Annotated in this window: 17 protein-coding genes; 15 read left to right on the top strand and 2 right to left on the bottom strand. The window is 59.7% G+C overall.

Annotation, left to right across the window (positions count from 1 at the left end):
- Window positions 1–23 precede the first annotated feature (23 nt).
- From HMPREF2630_RS07925 to HMPREF2630_RS07940, 4 genes are all read left to right on the top strand, one after another.
- On the top strand, window positions 24–2432 hold the full coding sequence (locus tag HMPREF2630_RS07925; RefSeq protein WP_070484307.1) for a primosomal protein N' family DNA-binding protein: 2409 nt from the start codon (window positions 24–26) through the stop codon (window positions 2430–2432).
- Between the two features lie 63 nt (window positions 2433–2495).
- Complete coding sequence (locus HMPREF2630_RS07930; protein ID WP_070484310.1) at window positions 2496–2846, top strand: hypothetical protein; 351 nt, start codon at window positions 2496–2498, stop codon at window positions 2844–2846.
- Complete coding sequence (locus HMPREF2630_RS07935; protein ID WP_070484313.1) at window positions 2833–4887, top strand: aconitase; 2055 nt, start codon at window positions 2833–2835, stop codon at window positions 4885–4887. The genes HMPREF2630_RS07930 and HMPREF2630_RS07935 overlap by 14 nt, the downstream gene beginning before the upstream one ends.
- Before the next feature lie 320 nt (window positions 4888–5207).
- Complete coding sequence (locus HMPREF2630_RS07940) at window positions 5208–5450, top strand: hypothetical protein (protein WP_049334121.1); 243 nt, start codon at window positions 5208–5210, stop codon at window positions 5448–5450.
- Window positions 5451–5709: 259 nt separating this feature from the next.
- On the opposite strand, the gene HMPREF2630_RS07945 is transcribed toward HMPREF2630_RS07940, so the two are convergent.
- Together HMPREF2630_RS07945 and HMPREF2630_RS07950 are read right to left on the bottom strand one after the other, a co-directional pair.
- A complete protein-coding gene (locus HMPREF2630_RS07945) occupies window positions 5710–6837 on the bottom strand; it encodes a glycosyltransferase family 4 protein (protein WP_049342843.1) in 1128 nt (375 codons plus the stop codon).
- 9 nt (window positions 6838–6846) lie between these two features.
- Window positions 6847–7872, bottom strand: coding sequence for an alpha/beta fold hydrolase (locus HMPREF2630_RS07950; protein ID WP_049342842.1), 1026 nt, complete (start codon window positions 7870–7872; stop codon window positions 6847–6849).
- Window positions 7873–8118: 246 nt separating this feature from the next.
- Here HMPREF2630_RS07950 and leuS point away from each other — a divergent pair, with 246 nt between their 5' ends.
- The 11 genes from leuS (at window position 8119) to HMPREF2630_RS08005 (ending at window position 21036) form a co-directional block, all read left to right on the top strand.
- Window positions 8119–10614: a leucine--tRNA ligase gene (leuS, locus tag HMPREF2630_RS07955; RefSeq protein ID WP_070484317.1), complete on the top strand. Its 2496-nt coding sequence runs from the start codon at window positions 8119–8121 to the stop codon at window positions 10612–10614.
- A gap of 177 nt (window positions 10615–10791) precedes the next feature.
- Entirely contained in the window at window positions 10792–11814 is a 1023-nt protein-coding gene (locus HMPREF2630_RS07960) for a DegV family protein (RefSeq protein WP_070484320.1), read from the top strand.
- Between the two features lie 353 nt (window positions 11815–12167).
- The gene (gene gap / locus HMPREF2630_RS07965) at window positions 12168–13172 is read left to right on the top strand and encodes a type I glyceraldehyde-3-phosphate dehydrogenase (protein ID WP_049342839.1); all 1005 of its coding nucleotides are present in this window, start codon (window positions 12168–12170) and stop codon (window positions 13170–13172) included.
- Window positions 13173–13518: 346 nt separating this feature from the next.
- Window positions 13519–14742 (top strand): phosphoglycerate kinase, encoded by a 1224-nt coding sequence (gene pgk / locus HMPREF2630_RS07970; RefSeq protein WP_049342838.1) that lies wholly within the window; start codon window positions 13519–13521, stop codon window positions 14740–14742.
- 329 nt (window positions 14743–15071) lie between these two features.
- Window positions 15072–15995, top strand: coding sequence for a DUF6318 family protein (locus HMPREF2630_RS07975; RefSeq protein ID WP_070484323.1), 924 nt, complete (start codon window positions 15072–15074; stop codon window positions 15993–15995).
- A gap of 83 nt (window positions 15996–16078) precedes the next feature.
- Window positions 16079–16666: a DUF6318 family protein gene (locus tag HMPREF2630_RS07980; protein WP_246822772.1), complete on the top strand. Its 588-nt coding sequence runs from the start codon at window positions 16079–16081 to the stop codon at window positions 16664–16666.
- On the top strand, window positions 16663–17538 hold the full coding sequence (locus HMPREF2630_RS07985; protein WP_143131616.1) for a DUF6318 family protein: 876 nt from the start codon (window positions 16663–16665) through the stop codon (window positions 17536–17538). Before HMPREF2630_RS07980 ends, HMPREF2630_RS07985 begins: the two co-directional genes overlap by 4 nt.
- A 358-nt stretch (window positions 17539–17896) precedes the next feature.
- The gene (locus HMPREF2630_RS07990; protein WP_049342836.1) at window positions 17897–18502 is read left to right on the top strand and encodes a DUF6318 family protein; all 606 of its coding nucleotides are present in this window, start codon (window positions 17897–17899) and stop codon (window positions 18500–18502) included.
- A 10-nt stretch (window positions 18503–18512) separates the two neighbouring features.
- Window positions 18513–19346 (top strand): DUF6318 family protein, encoded by an 834-nt coding sequence (locus HMPREF2630_RS07995; RefSeq protein WP_049342835.1) that lies wholly within the window; start codon window positions 18513–18515, stop codon window positions 19344–19346.
- Window positions 19347–19577: 231 nt separating this feature from the next.
- On the top strand, window positions 19578–20168 hold the full coding sequence (locus HMPREF2630_RS08000; RefSeq protein ID WP_049342834.1) for a DUF6318 family protein: 591 nt from the start codon (window positions 19578–19580) through the stop codon (window positions 20166–20168).
- A gap of 79 nt (window positions 20169–20247) precedes the next feature.
- Complete coding sequence (locus HMPREF2630_RS08005; RefSeq protein ID WP_246822773.1) at window positions 20248–21036, top strand: DUF6318 family protein; 789 nt, start codon at window positions 20248–20250, stop codon at window positions 21034–21036.
- Window positions 21037–21079: the final 43 nt, after the last annotated feature.

A 21079-nucleotide genomic window follows, 5' to 3' on the forward strand; every position in this document is an offset into this window, starting at 1 on the left:
CGAACGAGAGCACGATAGCGCGCGTGAGTCAGAACCGTTCTGATGAACCGAAGGTACCCGCGGGTACCCAGCAGGAATCCCTGCAACAGCTTGACCTGTTGCAGGGATTTCCTGCTCTTCGTGATGCCCTGATTCCCGCGACGCCCGAGCCGGTCAGTGTGGCCGCCGAGTTGCGGGCCAGCGGCGTGGTGAACCCCGTGGCGCGCGTGCGTGTGGATAGCACCCTGCCGCAGGTGGACCGCACCTTCGACTATCGCGTGCCCGCCGAGATGAACGAGGATGCGGTGCCCGGCGCCCGCGTGCGCGTCATGTTCAACGGGCACGAGATGAGCGGTTACATTGAGGAGCGCGCGGCCACGACCGATTGGACACGGTCCTCGCTTGCCCCGCTCAAGGGGGTGCTCTCGCGTGTGCCGGTGGTGGCGCCCGAGATTTTCAGCGTGGCGGAAGCGCTGGCCGATCGCTACGCCTCCACGGTGGCGAACGTGTTGCGCCTGGCGGTTCCTCCGCGCGTGGCCGCCCTGGATAAGAAGTACGCTCCGTTCCTGCCGGGTTACGACCCTTCCCAGGTGGGACCTCAAGCTCCGGTTGAGGGCGAATCTGTCGGTAACCCTTCGATTGAAGGTGAGGGTTGCGAATCTCAGGTTCAGGCTGAGGGTAAATTGGCTAAAAATTCTTTGACCGGCGGAAATAGTACTGAGGCCGACCCCTACGCCTGGCTCGCTACCCCCGGCGCACCCGCACCCTTCACCCTTGAGCCTCCCGCCCCGCTGGAGGACGCACCCGATGCCGCCGCGGTCTTCTCCGATTACGAAAACGGCCCCGAATTTATCGAGGACGTGGCCGCCGGCGTCGCGAGCCGCGCCGTCATGACCGTGCTTCCCGGCCACCTGGAACACACCTGGGCCGATGTGCTCGCCGCGGCCCTGGCCACCGCGGCCACCTCCGGGCGGGGCGCCATCGCCGTGGTTCCCACCGCCAAGAGCCTCGACCTGCTGGAGAGCGCCCTCGCGCGGGTGCTTCCCACCGATTCCTACGCACGCCTGAGCGCCGATTCGGGCCCGCACGCGCGCTACCACGGGTTCCTCAAGGCCCGCCTGGGTCGCGTGCCCGTCGTCATCGGAACCCGCGCGGCCGCCTACGCCCCGGTCGCTAACCTGGGCCTGGTCGTCTGCTGGGACGACGGCGACTCGTCGCTGCTCGAACAGCGCGCCCCCTATTGCCACGCCCGCGACGTGCTACTGTTGCGCGCCTCAGCGGAGAACGCCGCGGCACTCTTCGCAGGGTTCACGATGAGTAGCGAGGCGGCACGCCTGGTACGCACCCGCTGGGCCACCTACCTGCGGGCTCCTCGCTCGCTCGTGCGTGAGTATTCGCCGCGCATCTTCTCGACCGGTTCGGAGTACGAGCTGGCTCGCGACCCGCTGGCTGCCGTGGCGCGCATCCCGCACCTTGCCTTCGAGCACGCCCGCCGCGCCCTGTCCCGAGGCCCGGTGCTCGTGCAGGTGGCCCGCAGCGGTTACGTGCCCTCGTTCTCGTGCGCGCGGTGCCGCATGCCAGCCCGATGCACCGTGTGCAGCGGCCCGCTTTCGCTGGCTTCCGGTTCCTCGGTGCCCTCCTGTGCGTGGTGCGGCCATCTGGCCCAGCAGTGGCGGTGCCCCGAATGTGGTTTTAACCGCTGGCGTTCCTCGACGGTGGGAGCGATGCGCACGGCCGAGGAGCTGGGCCGCGCCTTCCCGAACGTTCCGGTGATTTCCTCCTCGGGCGACCACGTGCGCGCGACGGTTGGCCCGGAACCGGCCCTGGTCGTGGCGACTCCCGGGGCTGAGCCCGTGGCTTTCGGCGGTTACGCTGCGGCCCTGCTTCTGGACGCCGATAAGATGCTCTACTTCGATTCCCTGCGCGCCCCCGAGGCTGCCCTGCGTCGTTGGCTTAACGCTGCGGCCCTGGTGCGTCCGGCGGCGCTGGAGGGGACCGTAGTGACGACCGCCTCGCCCTCGCCCGTGGAGCAGGCCCTCATCCGCTGGGATCCGGCCTGGTTCGCTCGCGAGGAGCTGGAGGAGCGTTCCCAGACGGGCTTGCCTCCGGCGGTGCGCACGGCCGCGGTAACCGGCGCGGAGGCTGACGTGCGCTCCTTTATGGAAATCTTCCTGGGTTCTTCGGCCCTGCCCGAGTCTGTGCGCGAGCAATTGCGGGTGGTCGGTCCGGTTCCGCTGGACCACGGCTATCTCGCCTGGTCCGAGACCCTGGAGAATGATCCGGAGGAATCCCCGATGCGCGGGGACTGGCGCGCCCTGATCTTCTTCTCCTACGGTATTGCCCAGCAGGTGACGCACGAGTTACGCGCCACGCGCGCCACGATGGCCGCCCTCAAGAAAACCGTGGGGGAGCGGCCCGTCCAGGTGCGTTGTGACGGCTTGGACGTGCTTTAAAACCCACAGTCTTGCGGATTTATCTGCAGAAAACGCAGAGGTACAGTGCAGAAAGGGGGCGTCGTGGATCGCCAATTGGTGAAGGGCAGTTCCCTGCCCTCGGACGAGCAGCGGACCCTGCTGGGGTATGCTTCCCGGCACCCCGAGAGCACCCTGCACAGTACGGGTCGCCGGCACGACGCCGCGGTTCTGCTGATCCACGGCATCGGGTACCAGAACTTCGGTGAGACCCTGGACTACTTCGGTAAGCCGGTGGCGCACAGCCTGAAGACGCTGGCCACGATGGCAAGCACGGTCGCACCCGATACCGGTTCCGATGCCGCGGACAGCCCCGAGGAGGCGACCCGGGGGGAGCGTCACGCTCATCCCCGACGGCGATACTCAGCCGCCATCGGGGGAGGTGACCTCGCATAGCGAGCACCGCGAGCTGAGCTACGCGCTCACGCTGGAGTACGTGCAGGCCCCCGAGGCTCCAGAAACCCCCGAAACTCTCGAAGTTTCCGAATCTACCGAAGTACCCGAGTCCCCGGAGGACCGGGAAGCCGTCGACGAGCCGAGCGCCTCGTCGTTGCAGGCGCGTATCTCGGAGGGGCTGCGCGCTCAGGAACGACGCCTGCAGGAGCGCCTCAGCGCCTCGCGTTCGAGCCGTCCGGAACGTCCGGAGCGTTCGGTGGTGCGTCGCAGCATCCTCCTTCAGGAGGGGTTCTGGCGCCCGAAGCACTATCGTCCCCTCAGAGATCACCTGCCCTGGCTGGTCTCGGTGCTGCCGCTTTTCCTCATGTTCTGTCTCTACTACGAGCGTCCGGGCCGAACCTGGACCGATCGCGCCGGGCAGCTGCTCCGGTCGATAGCGCGTTTTGTGAACGTGGCCGGTTGGCTTGTGCTGGCGGTGGTGACAACCGTGACGATGCGCGACGCCTTTGTTGCTTCCCTGAGCACGAGCCGCGGTCTGCTGACGGCGCTGGTGGCCGTGCTCAGCCTGGGTATTTTGGGTTGGGTTTTGGCTCGCCGTGCCCGCGAGCTGTGGGCGCTGGTGAAGGCGATTCCCACGCAGCTGATTCAGACGGCGACCAGCCCTGAGTCTCGGGATTTGGAGCGCATCTACTCGCGTTTGGACCGTCAGCTGGATCTGCTGGCGGCCCGTAGTGATGCCCCGGGTATTATTGCCCATTCGCAGGGCGGGTACCTGGGGTATGAGCTGTTGCGTCGCCGTGCGAAGGCCGGAAAGAAACCCCTGCGTTTCTTCTACGGGCTGGGTAACGGTGTGGTGCCGATTAGTATCATCGCCAGTGACCGCAACGACGTTCCCGCTCCGCTCGATAGCTCCGGCGGGTTCCGCAACCGCCTGACCCTGCTGGCCCTCGGAGCGGTAGCCGGGTTCGCCTGGGTTCAGGAGGCCCTGCTTCTGGTTGGCCCCTACGCCTCCCTGCTGCGCCACATGATGCTGATTCCGTTGACATTGGGTGCCGCCACGGTTGTCTTCGCCGTGCTCTCGGCGCTGAAGGGCCGGGGCCGCATTGCGCAGGAGACGGGGGCGATCCCTGCCCTCTGGAATGTCTACGGCACACGTTCCCTGATTAAGTGGCTTATCCCGACGCTCTTTGTGCACGGGGTATTCATGATGTTTACCTCCCTCATGCTGGTGCTTGCCTACCTGAGCGGTGAAGCGAGGGTTCCTGCGCCCACCGCATTGGGCGTGGCGTTCTGGTGCGTCGTGATGCTGGCGATAGTCGTATCGGTGCGCAGCTGCTGTCACCTGTTCGTGCGCGCCTATGCGCCCTCGCTGCACGAGATGAACGTGGCGGATCACTGTGAGATTGCGGCGCGCGGTGATAGCATCGGGCGTTCGAACATCACACAGCCGACCGATGTGAAGGTTACCTTCGCGACCCTGCCGGGGCCTTCGGTGAGTAGCCACATGCAGTATTTTGACGCCAGTTCACCGGTTCCGCTCATGCTGTCGCGCCGTTTGCTGCCGCACGTTCTACCGGCCGACACGCACCTGCTGGAGGGTGTGAACGATATCGGCGCCGAGCTCAACCGTGCCTTTGCCCGGGCTAAAAGGGTTGCGCGTGCGGTGCACTACGGCCTGTATGCGGGGTTGACCGCGCTGTTTGTGCTGCTACTGAATGCGGCGTCGCTTCTGCACGTTTCGGCGCAGGCCGGTCTGGATGTGCCGGTCCTGGACTCCGCGGGGTTTGAGTGGGCGGTGGCCGCGGCCCGGTACCTGCGTGAGCAGGTGGATTCGCCCGGCGGCGGCCTCGTTTTGCTGGCGATTCTGTTCGCGGTGGAGGTGCTGCTCGTGGTGGTGCTGTTTCCTGCGACTCAGCGTCGGTTCCAGCGGTTCATGGTGACGAAGATTGATCGCACTCTGGCGCGAGAGAGCGTCATCGGGGGAGTTGACGATGAGGCGAGCGCGGCCTCTGCGCAAGCGTGGCGTAGCCTGCATAATTAGAGCTTTAGGAAATGCTGTCGCACTCTTGACGAGTGCGGCGGCATTTCTTTTTAAGCTTCTAACGGTGGACTCAAACGGTGGGGAAAAACCGGCGGTTACCTGCCTCTCTGGTGCCCCCTGATTTCCGCCTGACAACCGCGGACGTGTCCATTATGAGGTTGTTCCCTAGCGGTTCTTGAACATTGATTGGCTCTTGGGTACTTTAGAGGTATCACAACCACCACCGCGAAGAGGCATCCGGTTATCGGTGCGAACCTATTCGCCGTGTTACCCGCGTGGCGTTTGCACTGTAGCGACGCCCTGACGAAAGGCTTTCGACGATGAGCCCGGCATACGATTACGAACCCGGATTTGGCGATTCCGCTCCCGAGCGTAGCAACGGTATCACCCACCCCAACCCCGAGCTGCTTTCGGCCATGACGATGGCGCAGCGCGGTGCGGTCTGTCGCTACCTGGCGCGTTTCGCTGAGCTGGATGACGCAAAGATTATTTACGCCTACACCCACGTCAACGATTTGGTGGCGAAGGAAGAGGCCCGCACCGGTAGCTTCACCGCGGTCTAGAGATTTTGCGCCTAGAGGCGGCGAGGCTGCACCTTCCGGAAGCGCCCTCAGGGTGCCCGAGCTCTGCGAGGGCTGGTTCCCTGCGTAGGCGCGGAGGAAGTGTGTAGCGAACCGCCGCTGTACATCGTTTGCTGTACGCCACATACGCCTACCGGCGACCATGAATTGAATACGAGAATGCCGCCGCACCCTCCCGAGTTTCGGGGGAGTGCGGTGGCATTCCTGTATCTAGCGCCGCGCTGTATAAGCCGCGCATGCTTTAGAGCCCGCGCACGACCTTCAGCAGCTTGAGCGCCGAGTCGCGCCAGGAGTAGCGGCGCACATCCGACAGGCCATCAATGATGACGCGCTCGCGCACGGCCGGATCCTCCAGGGAACGGATAGCCTTCACCCAATCGGCGGCGTGCGCCTCCGGGGCACCATCCACCGGCGCGAACACGGCGTGCGGCGCAATCTCACGGAAAATCGGGATGTCACTAATCACCGCGGGGCAACCGGCAGCCTGCGCCTCAACCACGGGCAGGCCGTAACCCTCCTCGCGGGAAGCAGTCACCAGGGCGTGCGCCTGGCGGAGCAGCTGCTGGTACTCCTCATCGCTCACGCCGTTGTGCACCTCCACGTTCTCACCGATGAGGCGCTCGTCGGTGAGCTGCACCAGGCGCTGCGGCGGCATCTTCGACAGCAAGTGCAGGCGGTAATCCGGCAGGGAACGCATCGCCAGTAGTAGCGTTTCAACGTTCTTGTACGGCATGAACGAACCCATGTACACCAGGTGCTTGACGGGCTGCTCTTCGCGGGTGGTGGCGCGTTCCAGCGCGGTCTGGCGCGAGACCACGCTGCCGGGCTGCGGGGCGTTGGGCACCACGAACAGCGGCTTGGTGGTCAGCTCGTGCTCACGAATCAGCGAGGCGGTCGACTCAGAAACAGTCACGACCGCGTCGCCGTGATTGAGCAGAAAACGTTGCGGGGTGTAGGTCTTGTGGAAGAGTCGCCAGCCCACGCGCACCGGTGCGGGCAGGAACCCGGGCGGGGTCGGGTGCGAGTAGTAGATCAGGTCGTGCAGGGTGAGAATCAGCTTGAACTTGCGTCCGGTGGAGCCGATGGTCTGCATGGGGGAGAACACCACGTCCGGCGCATACTTGTTCAGCTGCAGGGCGGCGGTCGGTTCGAGCGGGCCGGTGGGCGAGCAGATCTTCACGTGCGGCAAATCCGGCAGCATGTCCAGCTGACGCTCGTCGCTAATGATCATGGTCAGGTCGAGGTCGGCGGCGGCTTCGTCACCGGTGTCGATGAGGGTTTTGAGCGCGCCCAGCAGGGATGCGGTGTAGCGGCTGATGCCGTCGTGGAAGCCGATACGAGTGTATCGGGCGTCAACCATGAGTTTCATGTTGGTTCCTTACTTCTCGTTCCCTGAGTGGCCGGCGGCGAAATCGGCGATGAGTTCCGCGGCCAGGTGCGGGGTTTCGTAGTGGATGAGGTGCCCGACTTCGGGGATCATGTCCAGGCGCTCGCGGGCGCCGGTCGAGGAAGCGGGTAGGTCGCGGGAGGTCAGCGTCGCGTACATGGCGCGAGCTGTTTCGGGGGTGCCCAGGTCGTCGTCTTCGGCAACGAGCATCTGCACCGGAACTCGGATTGCGGCGGCGTACTCGGCGGCGGTGTGTGCAATGGACGCTTCGTAGGCGCTGAGCACCCCGCGGCGGGAACCGAAGGAGCCGAAGTAGGCGGCGTGCTGGCCGTTGATGAAGCGGCGCATCGCCCTATCTTTGGTGCGCATCATGACCTCGCTGGAGAGGCGGGTAATCAGCTGGGAACGCAGCAGCGGGTAGCCGATTTTTTCGGGTAGTGCCGCGCCGGCGCGGTAGTAGAGCGAGGCCAAGCGCGAGGTGACGCGCTGACGCCCCTCCAGGGCGGGTTCGCTAATCGGGTTGATGAGCGAGAGGAGCGCGAGCGAGTTCGGGTGTGCGGCGGCGAAGGCGCTGGTGAGGATGGATCCGAAGGAGTGACCGACCACGTGTAGCGGCAGTCCGAGCGGGTTGGTGCGCTCCACAAAATCCTGCAACCAGGCCACGTACGCGTCGATGCTGTCCTCACCCGGGGCGCTTTCGGGCAGGTCACCGGAGCGGCCGAAGCCGGGCAGGTCGGGGCTGATGATGCTGACGTTCGGAATGAGCTTCAGCAGGTAGTTCGCGATGATTTCGAGGCCGTGGTGGTCGCCGCGGAAGCCGTGCACGAGTAGCACGGGGTAGGAGCCTTCGGGGAAGGTTCCGTCGTTCATGCCTTTGCCGTACTGCCAGTAGCGGGTCATGACTGCCTGCGCGCCGTCACCAATGAGGGCGTCGTGGCGGGTGCCGGGAATGAGCGGGCCGGGCACGCCCTCAAGAACTGAGGTGTTGGGGGAGTCCGGGGTAACGGTGGAGGTCATGGGTACCTTTCGCGGGTTGGGTACTGGGACGGCAAAGTCCCGTTCTTAATTCTAGGGGAGAAGCCTGAAAGGGCTCTGAAACCTGCCTACCGCATCGGTGGTTGGCCGGGTGATCGCGCGGGTGGTCGGGCGGGTGGTGCCGTCCATTTGGTAGTCGAGGCGGCCTCAACTCTGGCTCGGTGCGGGTTTCGCGTTACACTTGGAGGGTTAAGTTTTTATCAACCTGTCTTTATTTAAGGAATCGCTGTGTCTGCTCAGGTAGAGACCGAACGCACCGAGAATGCGTACGACTTCCGCGCTATGGAAGCCAAGTGGCGCCCCTACTGGGACGAAACGAAGGTTTTCCAGCCCACCGGTGACGCCCCCAAGGGCCGCAAGTATGTGCTGGATATGTTCCCGTACCCCTCCGGTGACCTTCACATGGGTCACGCGGAGGCATTCGCTATTGGTGACATGAACGCCCGCTACTTCAAGCAGTGCGGCTACGATGTTCTGCACCCGATTGGCTGGGACTCCTTCGGTCTGCCCGCTGAGAACGCAGCCATTAAGAACGACACTCACCCCAAGGAGTGGACGTACAAGAACATTGAGACTCAGGCTGAGTCCTTCAAGCGCTACGCTATTGCCGCTGACTGGAGCCGCCGCCTGCACACCTCGGACCCCGAGTACTACAAGTGGACTCAGTGGCTGTTCGAGCAGTTCTACAAGAAGGGCCTGGCGTACCGTAAGGACTCCATGGTCAACTGGTGCCCCAAGGACCAGACCGTGCTCGCTAACGAGCAGGTCGTCAACGGTGCCTGCGAGCGCTGCGGCACCACCGTGACCAAGAAGGCCCTGAACCAGTGGTACTTCAAGATCACCGACTACGCCCAGCAGCTGCTGGACGACATGGAGCAGCTGGAGGGCAAGTGGCCCGACCGCGTGCTGCTCATGCAGCGCAACTGGATTGGCCGCTCCGAAGGTGCCGAGGTGCGCTTCGAGATTGAGGCCACCGAGGATCAGGCTGCTGAGTCCTTCACCGTGTTCACCACCCGCCCGGACACCCTGTACGGTGCAACCTTCATCGTGGTTGCTGCGGATGCGGCGTTCGCCGAGCAGATCGTGGCACCCGAGCAGAAGGCCGCCCTGGAGCAGTACCGCGAAGACATCAAGGCACTGAGCGATATCGATCGCCAGTCCTCCGAGCGCGAGAAGACCGGCGTGTTCACCGGCCGCTACGCGATTAACCCGCTGACCGGCGCGAAGCTGCCCGTGTGGGCCTCCGACTACGTGCTGGCCGACTACGGTACCGGTGCGATTATGGCCGTGCCCGCGCACGACCAGCGCGACCTGGACTTCGCACTCAAGTTTGACCTGCCCGTTGTGAAGGTCCTGGACGTTGAGGGCGCCGAGGATCCGGCCACCAGCGGTGTTGCTACCGCCGGTGACGGCGTGCTCGTGAATTCCGGCGAGCTGACCGGCCTGCCCAAGGCTGAGGCGATTGCCAAGGCCATCGAGCTGGTGGAGGCCGCCGGCACCGGTGAGGGCAAGGTTATCTACCGCCTGCGCGACTGGCTGCTCTCCCGCCAGCGCTTCTGGGGTACCCCCATCCCCGTGATTCACTGTGAGGACTGCGGCGAGGTGCTGGTTCCCGAGGATCAGCTGCCGGTTCTGCTGCCCGATAACCTGCGTGGTGAGCAGCTGGCTCCCAAGGGCCAGTCGCCCCTGGCCGCCGCCGATGACTGGGCTATCGTGCCCTGTCCGAAGTGCGGCAAGCAGGCTCGCCGTGACTCGGACACCATGGACACCTTCGTGGACTCCTCCTGGTACTTCCTGCGTTACGTTTCCCCGCATGACGACCAGGCTCCCTTCGACCCGCAGGCCATGCGCGAGTGGGGTGCCGTCGACATGTACGTGGGCGGCGTGGAGCACGCAATTCTGCACCTGCTGTACGCGCGCTTCTTCACCAAGGTTGTTCGCGACCTGGGCCTGATTCAGCACGATGAGCCCTTCAAGGCGCTCATGAACCAGGGCCAGGTGCTCAACGGCGGCAAGGCGATGTCCAAGTCGCTGGGTAACGGCGTGAACCTGGGCGAGCAGCTCGATAAGTTCGGTGTGGACGCAATCCGCACCACCATGATTTTCGCGTCCCCGCCCGAGGATGACGTGGACTGGGCCGACGTTTCCCCCGCCGGCTCGCAGAAGTTCCTGGCTCGCGCCTGGCGCGTGGCTCAGGACGTCACCAGCGAACCCTGCGTGGACGCAACCACCGGTGACCTGGAGCTGCAGAAGCTGATTGCACGCACCGTGCACGAGGTGCAGGGCCTGATTGAGGGCGGCAAGTTCAACGTGGTTGTTGCGAAGACCATGGAGCTCGTCAACGCTACCCGCAAGGCTATTGATTCCGGTGCTGGTGCGGCTGACCCGGCCGTCCGCAAGGCCGCCGAGACCATCGCCATCCTGCTCTCGCTGTACGCACCGTACACCGCCGAGGACATGTGGCACGTGCTCGGCCACGACACCCCGGTTCTGACCGCTGGCTTCCCCGAGGTTGACCCGGCCCTGCTGGTGGACGACACCGTCACCGCTATCGTTCAGATTAAGGGCAAGGTCAAGGCTCGCCTGGAAGTCGCCAAGGACATCTCCGAGCAGGAGCTTCAGGAGCTGGCCCTGGCCGATGCCGCCGTTCAGCGTGCGCTGGGTGACGCCGAGATCCGCAAGGTGATTGTGCGCGCACCGAAGCTCGTGAACATCGTAATCTAGGCTTTTGGCCGATCTGCAAGCCCCGCTGTGGCTTTGGTTCGTTCTGCGGAACGTTCCGAAAGGCACGGCGGGGCTTTGCTGTACTGCGGTAGTGATGAGTGCCATAATGTTCAGGAAACGCTAGGAGAGGCTTCGTCGCTGAATCATTCGCTGACGAACCGGAAGAAGGGCCGGAATATGGGGCACGAGAACAACGCAAAGGATCGCATTGCCGTGGTCACCGATAGCGCCGCGGCACTGCATCCGGAGCTGGTGGAGCGGCTGAGCGCTCGCGGGAACTTTGTCGTGGTGCCCATGCCCGTTACGATTCGCACCCCCGGTGCGGAGGACCGTAGCTTGCAGGGCCTCGGCGCCGCCGAGGTGGACGAAGCCATTATGCTGGCGCACGTCATGGGGCAGACCGTGAGCACTTCCGGCCCGGCTCCTGGCGCGTTTGCTGACGTGTACGACGAGCTGGCATCGCGCGGCTTTACGCACGTGGTGTCGGTTCACCTCTCCGGCGAGCTCTCGGGCACGGTGGAGTCCGCGCGTACCGGCGCGCGCCTGAGCCGCCTGGGTGCCGAGGGCGTGAGCGTGGTGGATAGCCGCACGGTGGCCGGTGCCTACGGGTATGCGGTGCTTCGCGCCCTTGAGCTGTTGGAGGAGGACCCGAACCCCGAGCGGGTCGTGGAGTGCATGCGGCGGGTGTGTGAGCGCGCGACCTTGTACTTTTACATCCCCACCCTGGATGCGCTGCGCCGCGGGGGTCGCGTTTCCCCGGCGCTGGCGATGGTGGGACAGATGTTTCAGATTAAGCCCATCGGCACGATTTCCCAGGGGAAGCTCACCTACGTGGAACGGCCCCGCACGGCCGCGCGCGCCCTGGATCGGTTCGTGGAACTGACGGTGCAGGCCTGCCGCGAGCACCGTCATGCCGCCGCTCTCGACGCTTCAACGGATGCGGTCCCGGGCAGCGATACGCCCGGCGAGGTGGTCGCGGTGCATCACGTGGGTAATGCGGCGCAGGCGGTGCAGCTGTATGAGCGGGTGCAACGTCTGCTGGGGGAGGGCTCGCTGAGTCATTCCGCGGGTACGTCCACCGGTTCTGCCTCGGGTGAGGGTTCTGTGGCGCTAAACATACCCGAGTTTTTGGTGAGTTCTCTGCCCCCGGTGCTTTCGGCCCATTCGGGGTTGGGAGCGGTTGCGATGGTCGTGTATTAGCGGTTGAAAGGGTGGTTTGTACCCTCTCATCGTGCCTTGATACGGCGGGGTTTTTCTGCGAATGGGCATCGTGTGTATTTATTGTTATTTAGACCATATCGCAACATTTTCTCGGGGTGAACACCACGTAAACCAACAGAAAACAAAGGGTTTTTCGCCTATTTTATGGGGTAACTCACAAAAAATTCTCGAATGAGCACACCAAAACACACACAAACTAGGGTAGGATTATTACCAACAACGGCGGAACGCGCCGGGCACCACAGAGCTCGGAATAATTCGGTAAGCATAATGCCCACAAGGCATCGAATTGGGCGGGTCGCCACCCAACGCACTGACAAGGAGATACTCCAGTGACTGTACGCGTAGCAATCAACGGCTTCGGCCGCATCGGCCGCACCTTCTTCCGCGCAGCTCAGACCGAGGGCGTCGGCTTCGAGATCGTCGCAATCAACGACCTCACCGATGTTGAGACCCTGGCACACCTGCTCAAGTACGACTCCATCATGGGTCGCTTCAACGCAGAGGTTGAGGTCAAGGAAGGCGCACTGGTTGTTGACGGCAAGGAAATCAAGATCCTCGCTGAGCGTGACCCCCAGAACCTCCCCTGGAAGGACCTGGGCGTTGACGTAGTCCTCGAGTCCACCGGTTTCTTCACCGAAGGCAGCAAGGCAAAGGCACACATCGAGGCTGGCGCTAAGAAGGTTATCCTCTCCGCTCCCGGTAAGAACATCGACGGCACCTTCGTCATGGGTGTGAACGACGACCAGTACGATGCAGCTAACCACCACATCGTCTCCAACGCTTCCTGCACCACCAACTGCCTCGCTCCGATGGCTAAGGTCCTGAACGACGCATTCGGCATCAAGCAGGGTCTGATGACCACCATCCACGCATACACCGCTGACCAGCGTCTGCAGGATGCACCCCACCGCGACCTGCGCCGTGCACGCGCCGCAGCCGTGAACATGGTCCCCACCTCCACCGGTGCAGCAGCAGCTGTTGGCCTGGTTCTGCCCGAGCTGAAGGGTAAGCTGGACGGCTTCGCAGTCCGCGTTCCCACCATCACCGGCTCCATCACCGACCTGACCTTCACCGCTGAGCGCGAGGTCACCGTTGAGGAAGTCAACGCAGCGGTCAAGGCAGCAGCTGAGGGCCCCATGAAGGGCATCATCAAGTACAACGAGGATCCCATCGTGTCCAAGGACATCGAGGGTGAGCCCATCTCCACCGTCTTCGACGCACCGCTGACCAAGGTGATCGGTGACCAGGTGAAGGTTATCGCTTGGTACGACAACGAGTACGGCTACGTTTCCCGCCTCGTGATGTTCACCAACAAGGTTGTGGCTTCCCTCTAAGCCCCAATAGGCTTACGACGCTCACCGAGTGTAAGCGTCACCCCGCGTAACTAACGCATAGTGAACCCCGGCACCACCGCATCAAGCGGGGGAGTCGGGGTTTGCTGTACCAAGACTCTTTTGCAGGGGTCTTGAGTAAAACCCTTAATGATGTATAAACATACTATTTTCTATCGCTCATTTTGAGTCAGGAATACCGTAAGGGAGTAGGGGATAGAAAGGGTGAATATCCGCGGTATTCTGCGGAGAAACACCTTATAAAAGCTTATTTTTTAGGCTGTCAAAACCCCTATTCTTCGGTATGATTGAAACGGTATATAAACCCACCTAACCAGGAGGAAATCCCATGGCTAAGGCACTGTCCGAACTGCTCGAAGAAGGCGTCGCAGGCCGCCACGTCCTCGTTCGCTCCGACCTGAACGTACCCCTGAAGGACGGCGTCGTCACCGACGACGGCCGCGTCCGCGCATCCCTGCCCGTGATTGAGAAGCTTGCCAAGGCTGGCGCACGCGTCATCGTCACCGCACACCTGGGCCGCCCCAAGGGCAAGGTCGACCCCCAGTACTCCATCGCACCGGCGGCAGCACGCCTGGCCGAGCTCGCCTCCGTGCCCGTGAAGGTTGCAACCGACCTGGTAGGCGAGGACGCCAAGGCTAAGGCAGCAGCCCTGGCTGACGGCGAGGTCCTGGTTCTCGAGAACGTCCGCTACGACGCCCGCGAGACCTCCAAGGACGACGCAGAGCGCGGCGAATTCGCCGACGAGCTGGTCGCACTGACCGGCGAGAACGGTGCCTACGTGAACGACGCCTTCGGTGCGGTTCACCGCAAGCACGCTTCCGTCTACGACGTTGCTAAGCGTCTGCCCGCTTACCTGGGTGACCTGGTGAAGAAGGAAGTCGACGTTCTGGCTAAGACCCTGAATGACCCCGAGCGTCCTTTCGTGGTGGTCATGGGCGGCGCTAAGGTGTCCGATAAGCTCGCCGTGATTGACAACCTGATTGGTAAGGCTGACACCATCCTGATTGGTGGCGGCATGGGTTACACCTTCGCCTACGCAAAGGGCTACGAGGTGGGCAAGTCCCTGCTCGAGAAGGACCAGGTTGAGAACGTTCTGCGCTACCTGAAGGAAGCCCCCGAGAAGGGCACCGAGATCATTACCGCTGTGGACGTGGTCTGGGCTGACGACTTCTCCGCAGACGCTAACACCGAGATTCGCCCCATTGAGGACCTGACCGGCGGCAAGCTCGGCGCAGAGGCTGAGGGCCTGGACATCGGCCCCAAGACCCGCGAGATTTTCGCTGAGAAGATTAAGGGCGCAAAGACCATCTTCTGGAACGGCCCCGTTGGCGTGTTCGAGATCGCTCCGTTCGCTGAGGGTACCCGCGCGGTGGCACAGGCTATCGTCGACTCTGATGCGTTCTCCATCATCGGTGGTGGCGACTCCGCTTCGGCAGTCCGCAACCTGGGCTTCAAGGACGAGCAGTTCGGCCACATCTCCACCGGTGGTGGCGCTTCCCTCGAGTACATCGAGGGTAAGACCCTGCCCGGTCTGGAGGCACTGGGCGCCTAATCCGGGTGCCTAGCCTGAGACTGCGTAGCTTTAGCGCACAGTTTTAGCGTGAGACCCCCGTCGAGGCGGTATTTCGGTACCGTTCCGGCGGGGTTTCTGCGTCCCCGGTCTATTGTGCGGGGCGGCAGGGGGGGTAGCGCTGTTTCCTGGCTATATGCTGTGGATTCCTTGGGTTTGCGGCTTGTATCGGAGGCGTGTGGAACCGACTCTAATAGACTGGGAATGTAGGGTTCCCCGCCGTTCATGGGACGACGTCTGTTGCACCCGGTGGGGGACCGCAACTCCAGAAAATACATCGCGGTATTTACGAAAGCCGTGGAGGAACACGAATGACCACGAACAATGACGGCAATTCAACCAGCCAGGCTCCTGAGCGGAACCCCGTGCAAAACCCTGGGCAGAGCCCGGAGAAGAAAAAGCGTTTTTCCCGGCGAACCCTGGGATATGCCGGTGTGGGTGTTCTGACGGCTGCGGTTATTAGCCGGTGCACGGGCTTGATTAAGACGCCGGAGGAGCTGGAAGAGGATCGTAAAAAGAAGCAGGAAGCTGAGGAGAGAGAACGGCAGGCTCAAAAAGATCGGGCTTTGGCTGCTCTTGAACCGAATCAAGAATTCGTGGGGGCAATCGATAAGTCTTATCTGTATAAGGATGTTCCTCTTGAGTACACCGCCTACGAAAGCCGCGGCGAGTTCGTACCCGCGACTGAGGAACATCCCGCGCAGAACGTGCCTTACCCTGTACCTCAACCGGAGATGTACGAATATAGTCTGCAGGGTTTTATGACCTTCATGGGGTATTTTTGTGCAGCCCTCAACTACTTCTATTACACGGGAGATACTGAGCCTCTGTCGAAGGTTGTTGAGCCGGCGGCTGTCCTTCCTGAAACAATGCTTCGCCTGTACCGAGAGAAGCGCGGATGGGTTATATCGGAACAGGACGTGTGCAAGGCGTGGATTTATTTCCCAACGAGTAGTTCGGATCGTCTATCAATATCGGAGCGGAATGGCCGGCACATTATATGGTGCTGGCTGGGGGTATCTAAAGAATCCTATACAGGCTATTTCTATATTCCGAGCATCGGTGAAAAATTATCTCTTTACGATTATCGGAGTCCTCTGGGGAGGAAGCCAAGGGACGACAGAGGGGAGAGGCTGGAAGCTGAGCACCTGAATGGCAGGTGGACCCTGTTGAAGAAGGACGAGGACTGGACACCGATGTACCCCGCAGATGTTCCTCGTACCGGTGAATCTTAAGATTTGGTTCTAAACATCCAAAGATGAGTGTAAGGAAGAAGACAATGATAGACAGCAAAAAATTGCCTAAGGAATTTATATACATGGATGATTTCTCTGGCGAGTATTCGTTAGCAACCACTCGTTTAACCGGCGAGTATATTCCAGCTGATCAGGATCATCCAGCATATTCTGCACCTATCCCAGATTACGCTTACTTATATGATTCAGTAACTAGCTTTGTGCGGGAGCTTTTCAATTACATCTATTATTACTCCTGCCAGAATTACGTGCTTTTAGCGTCTGATATACGGGGTTTAAAAGACCCGTGGAGTGAGGACGAGATCTTTTTCCCAGCTATCCTAGATCTCTTCGAAGAGGGTAAAGGTTGGGTAGTTGCACCTGATACTAGGATTCTCAGACTGCACGTTCTCGAGGGTCGACCGCGCATCACGAATTCGGGGCAAGAGGTGACTGAGTGGAAGGTGCGATTTGATATTCACCCCGAGGCAAAAGTGTATCGAAAAGATACCGGAGAGATGCATCCCATCGCTGAATTTGATACGCGAAGTCTGCTTCGTGACGGATCAATACACGGCACGATGAAAACGGTGAGTACAAAGGGAGAAAATCCAATAATCAGTTTTATCCCAGAAGGTACCAACAATGCGTCAGAGGAGAAGACATCATGAGTATCAACAGCGGTCCTAACCCGTATCCTACCTCGTATTCCGACCCATATTCCCGGTCCAATTATCAGCCTGAACCTTGGAAAGGTCGTCCCGTTAACCGTCGTGTCTTTTTAGGCAGAGTGGGCGTAGGCGTTCTGGGTGCTGGGTTGCTTGTTTCTGCCGGGTATCGTGCCGGTGTGCTGGGGTCGTACGATGAGCAGCTGGAAGCGCGTAGACGTTTGCGGCACCAGAGATATATAGACATGGAGCCGAAGCAGCAATACGACTATCAGGAGGAGCTCGGAAAAACTAGTGAATCGCTTATCTACACGGCGTATGAGCGTAATGGGCGGTATGTTCCTGCAACGGAAAAGCGCGCGGCGCAGAATGTTCCCTACCCGGTATTACACCCGGGTATGAATAAGTACACTAGGTCTGGGTTATACGTTTTTATCGCTTACTATTATGCGTCTCTGAATTACTTTTACGCCGCTGGGGATACTGAGCCTCTTTCTAAAATTGTGAAGCCAGAAGACGTTATTGAACCTGAAATTCTCCGACTTTATCAAGAAAAACGCGGATGGCTTGTTGCTGATGGTGACGTATATGAAAATCTCTCAATAAGTAGAGGCAGTTTCTATCCGAATGTGGAATTCGAGTCCACCAAGCGAAATATTTTTGAATTCAGTATTACGGATGCTTACAAGTCTAAGACGCCGTATTTCTTTGTTCCCGAGACAGGTGAAAGGTTTAATCTTGAAAATTATAAGCCGGTGGAAGAAACTCGTCCCGGTTTGTATGTAGAAAATTTAAAAGGGCGATGGGTTTTGATTAATAATGGAAAGGATTTGATGCCTCTATATCCTCCCGGTTTTCATAAAATAAGATACTAAATCGATGGGTGGGAGTCGCCGAACAATCCATCTAAGGGTAGCCCAAGTGCATGGGGTTGGATAGAGACCCCAGCTGGAGCGGTACTTCGGCACCGCTCCAGCGGGATTTCTCATCACTGAGTGCACGCCTGACTATATCCTGTGGATTCTGTGGTTTGGAGGGTCGTCTTGAGGCCGGTGTGGATGGCTTCCAATAGACTGGAAACGTATAGGCTCCCATAGCTGGCGGCGTCAGCGTTGCTAAGCGCGGGGCGGGTAAACCTTTAAAAATTACATCGTGGATATGCGAAGGAGTATATCCATCCCAGCTGTCCAGAAAAGCGGCAGCTGGTCTTAGGCAGAAGCCAGGAGGGAAAGAATGGCTAGGCATGACAGAGAATTCTTTGACGGTGAAGACTACTCGGGACAATGTCCCTATGTCGCTAACTGTGTCACCGGGCTATACACCCCGGCTAATCGCGATCACCCCGCTTATTCGCCACCCGCTCCAAATCGTGGGTTTCTCTTCGTCACTGACCGTTATACCTCTGCGGAACTATGGCAGCAGTATAGATACTACTATTCCTGTCAGAATTATTTACTTCTTTCATCGGAAACACGTTTCTTGAAGGAAGAGGCGGTAATTCAGGATATGTTCTTCCCTGCTATCCAGGACCTTTTTGAGGAAGGTAAAGGGTGGGTTATTACCCCAAACCAGCAGATTCTGAATATGTATTTTCTTGAACCTCAGCCACGCATGATTAATCAGGAAGAAAGAATCACGGAGTGGAACGTTCGGTTCGACATTATTCCGGAAGCCAAAGTGTATCGAAAAGATACCGGACAGCTTTATCCCATCAGTGATTTTGATACGCGTGGGCTTATCCGAGACGGAGCAATTTACGGCACATTCCGTTCCCGCCCAGCGAGTAGCAAGCACGAGCAGGACGAACATCGATTTATCCCGGAAAACACTAAGAACTAGGGAGACGACCATGAGTAACCACGATGAACAGACAACCGAGAATTCTGCAGGCAGAGCACCTCTTGTGTCCCGCCGCACAGTAGCCACGCTTAGCGTGGGCGCTGCCGGGGTGATTGTTGGACAGAGCGTTGGTCTGTTTGATTCGGACGAAACGAGGACCGAGAAACGAAAGAAGAAAAATCAGGAGGAACGAGATCAACCATTCATTCGTCTTGAACCCGCAGAAAAATACGATGCCCTTCTTTCTCTAGGGTCCTCGTACGGTCCGCTTATTTATACTGCCTACGAGCGTAAGGGACGATTTATCCCCGCAACTGAAGAACAGCCAGCTCAAAACGTTCCATACCCCGTTATGCAACCCGGAATTGATGCTTACAACAGGGGTGGTCTGTACATATTTATAGCTTACTTTTGTTCTGCGGTGAACTATTTTTATCATACGGGGGACACCGAACCGCTTTCTAAGGTTGTGAATCCGAATGACAAGCTAACCCCCGAGTTGCTCCGGCTCTATCAAGAAAAGCGCGGGTGGGTTATATCTTCGAAAGAGGATATCCTCGGTGCGAGTGTCAGGCAAAGATTACTTACATATGATTCTGAAAAAGATACAAAGCGCAATATCTTTGTAGTCGACTTAGATTTTCGTGGAGCAAAAGATAAGGTGTTTTATATTCGGGATACTGGAGAGAAAATCCCCATCAATATACCTTTTTCGGATGTCTCATATTTCCACGTAGAACACCTGCGCGGCCGTTGGGTCTTTGTTAAGTATGAAATAGGTAAATATACCCCTATGTATCCGCCGGGGTTTGAGCCCATAGAGACTCGAGAGCCGACTCAATAATGCTGCCGGGACCTGGCTGGGCCGTAGAGTATTAACATTAAGGTTCCCGTCGGGGCGGTATTTCGGTACCGTTCCGGCGGGGAGCGGGGTGCGAGTACCTCTTCGGCGAACGAAGTAGGGGACGAGCGAAGACGCCCAGCCATTGAACCCAACCGCCTCGAGCAGCCCAGAACCACCTCGGCAGCTCGTGAAAACGGCAACTAGTGAACATCGAATCCAAGGAGGGAAAGAATGACAGTAGACGCTCAAGCGCTCTTTGACGAAAAAGACTACACCGGAACATACCCGTACGTTGCCGATGGCGTGATTGGGCCCTACACACCCGCAAACCGGGACCACCCCGCCTACTCGGCGCCGGCGCCGGGGGTGAGGTACAGGCCGAGGCACTATGCGGCGAGGAACCTGCGCCCCTACCTGGGCTACTACTACGCCTGCCAGAATTACATGATTCTCGCCTCGGAACCTGCGGTTCTGAGAATGGACAATATCAGCGAGGAAATGTTCTTCCCCACCATTCAGGACCTCTACGAAGAAGGTAAAGGCTGGGTCATTACCCCTAACCCCCAGATTCTGACCATGAACCTTTTGGAGGGGCAGCCGCGCCTCATTGACGAGACGCTAAAAATTGTGGAATGGAATGTGCGGTTCGATATTCTTCCCGAAGTTCAGGTGTACCGCAAGGACACAAATCAGGTGTATCCCATCACCGATTTTGATACGCGCGGCCTGATTCGTGACGGCGCAATACACGGGACTCTCCACACACAATTCACGAATGAGTGGAGGCCCGTTCAATTCATCCCAGAAAATAGTTTGAGCTAGGGGAGGGGAGAGCAACATGACGAATAACTTTGGTGGACCCGGATACGGCGGACCCGGATACAACGAGCAACGTGCGTACATGAGGTCTATGATTTCTCGCGCCAAGTTTATACGGGCTGGCGTGTTCGCCGGCGCCGCCCTCGTCGCGGTGGCTTTTGGCTGGGGTGTCAACCTGCTCAATACGATGAGCTCGGATTCCCAAGCCGATAAGAAGCGTGACCAGGAATTTGTGCGCCTGGAACCCACGGAGAAGTACGATGAGCTCCGTACCTTGGGGCCTTCCTCCGGGCCGCTCGTCTACACGGCGTTTGAGCGTAAGGGCCGCTTCATTCCTGCCACCGAGGCGCAGGCGGCGCAAAACGTGCCGTACCCGATTCAGCAGCCCGGAATGGATAACTACGACCGCGCCGGCTTGTACGCGTTTTTGGCGTACTTCTTTGCGTCGATGAATTACTTCTACCACACGGGCGACACGGAGCCTCTTTCCAAGGTCACAGACCCCGAAAAGGTGCTACATCCCGAAATTCTTCGCCTGTACAGGGAGAAGCGCGGGTGGGTTATTTCGGCTGATAAGAATGTGCTGAACGCCAACGTTGTTGACGATCTTGTTGCGGGTGAAAAGGCTAAAAATACGAGCCGAAATATTCTGGTGAGCACCCTGTACACGACTAAGGCTACGGACCTGGCGTTTTACGTGACTGAGACGGGTGAGAAGCAGGATGTCAACAAATATTTGAGGTATCTGGGGCGTTTCTCGCTGGCTGTGGAGCATCTGCGCGGGCAGTGGGTGATTGTGGTGGACCGCGACGGCTACAGCAACCGTAACACCTACGAGCCGATTTACCCGAAGGGTTTTGGCAATCTATAGCGTCCCTGGGCTCCCTCCGGCGCGGTACTTTCGGTACCGCGCC

This window comes from Rothia sp. HMSC072B03, from assembly GCF_001809565.1.
Classification (GTDB): Bacteria; Actinomycetota; Actinomycetes; order Actinomycetales; family Micrococcaceae; genus Rothia; species Rothia mucilaginosa_A.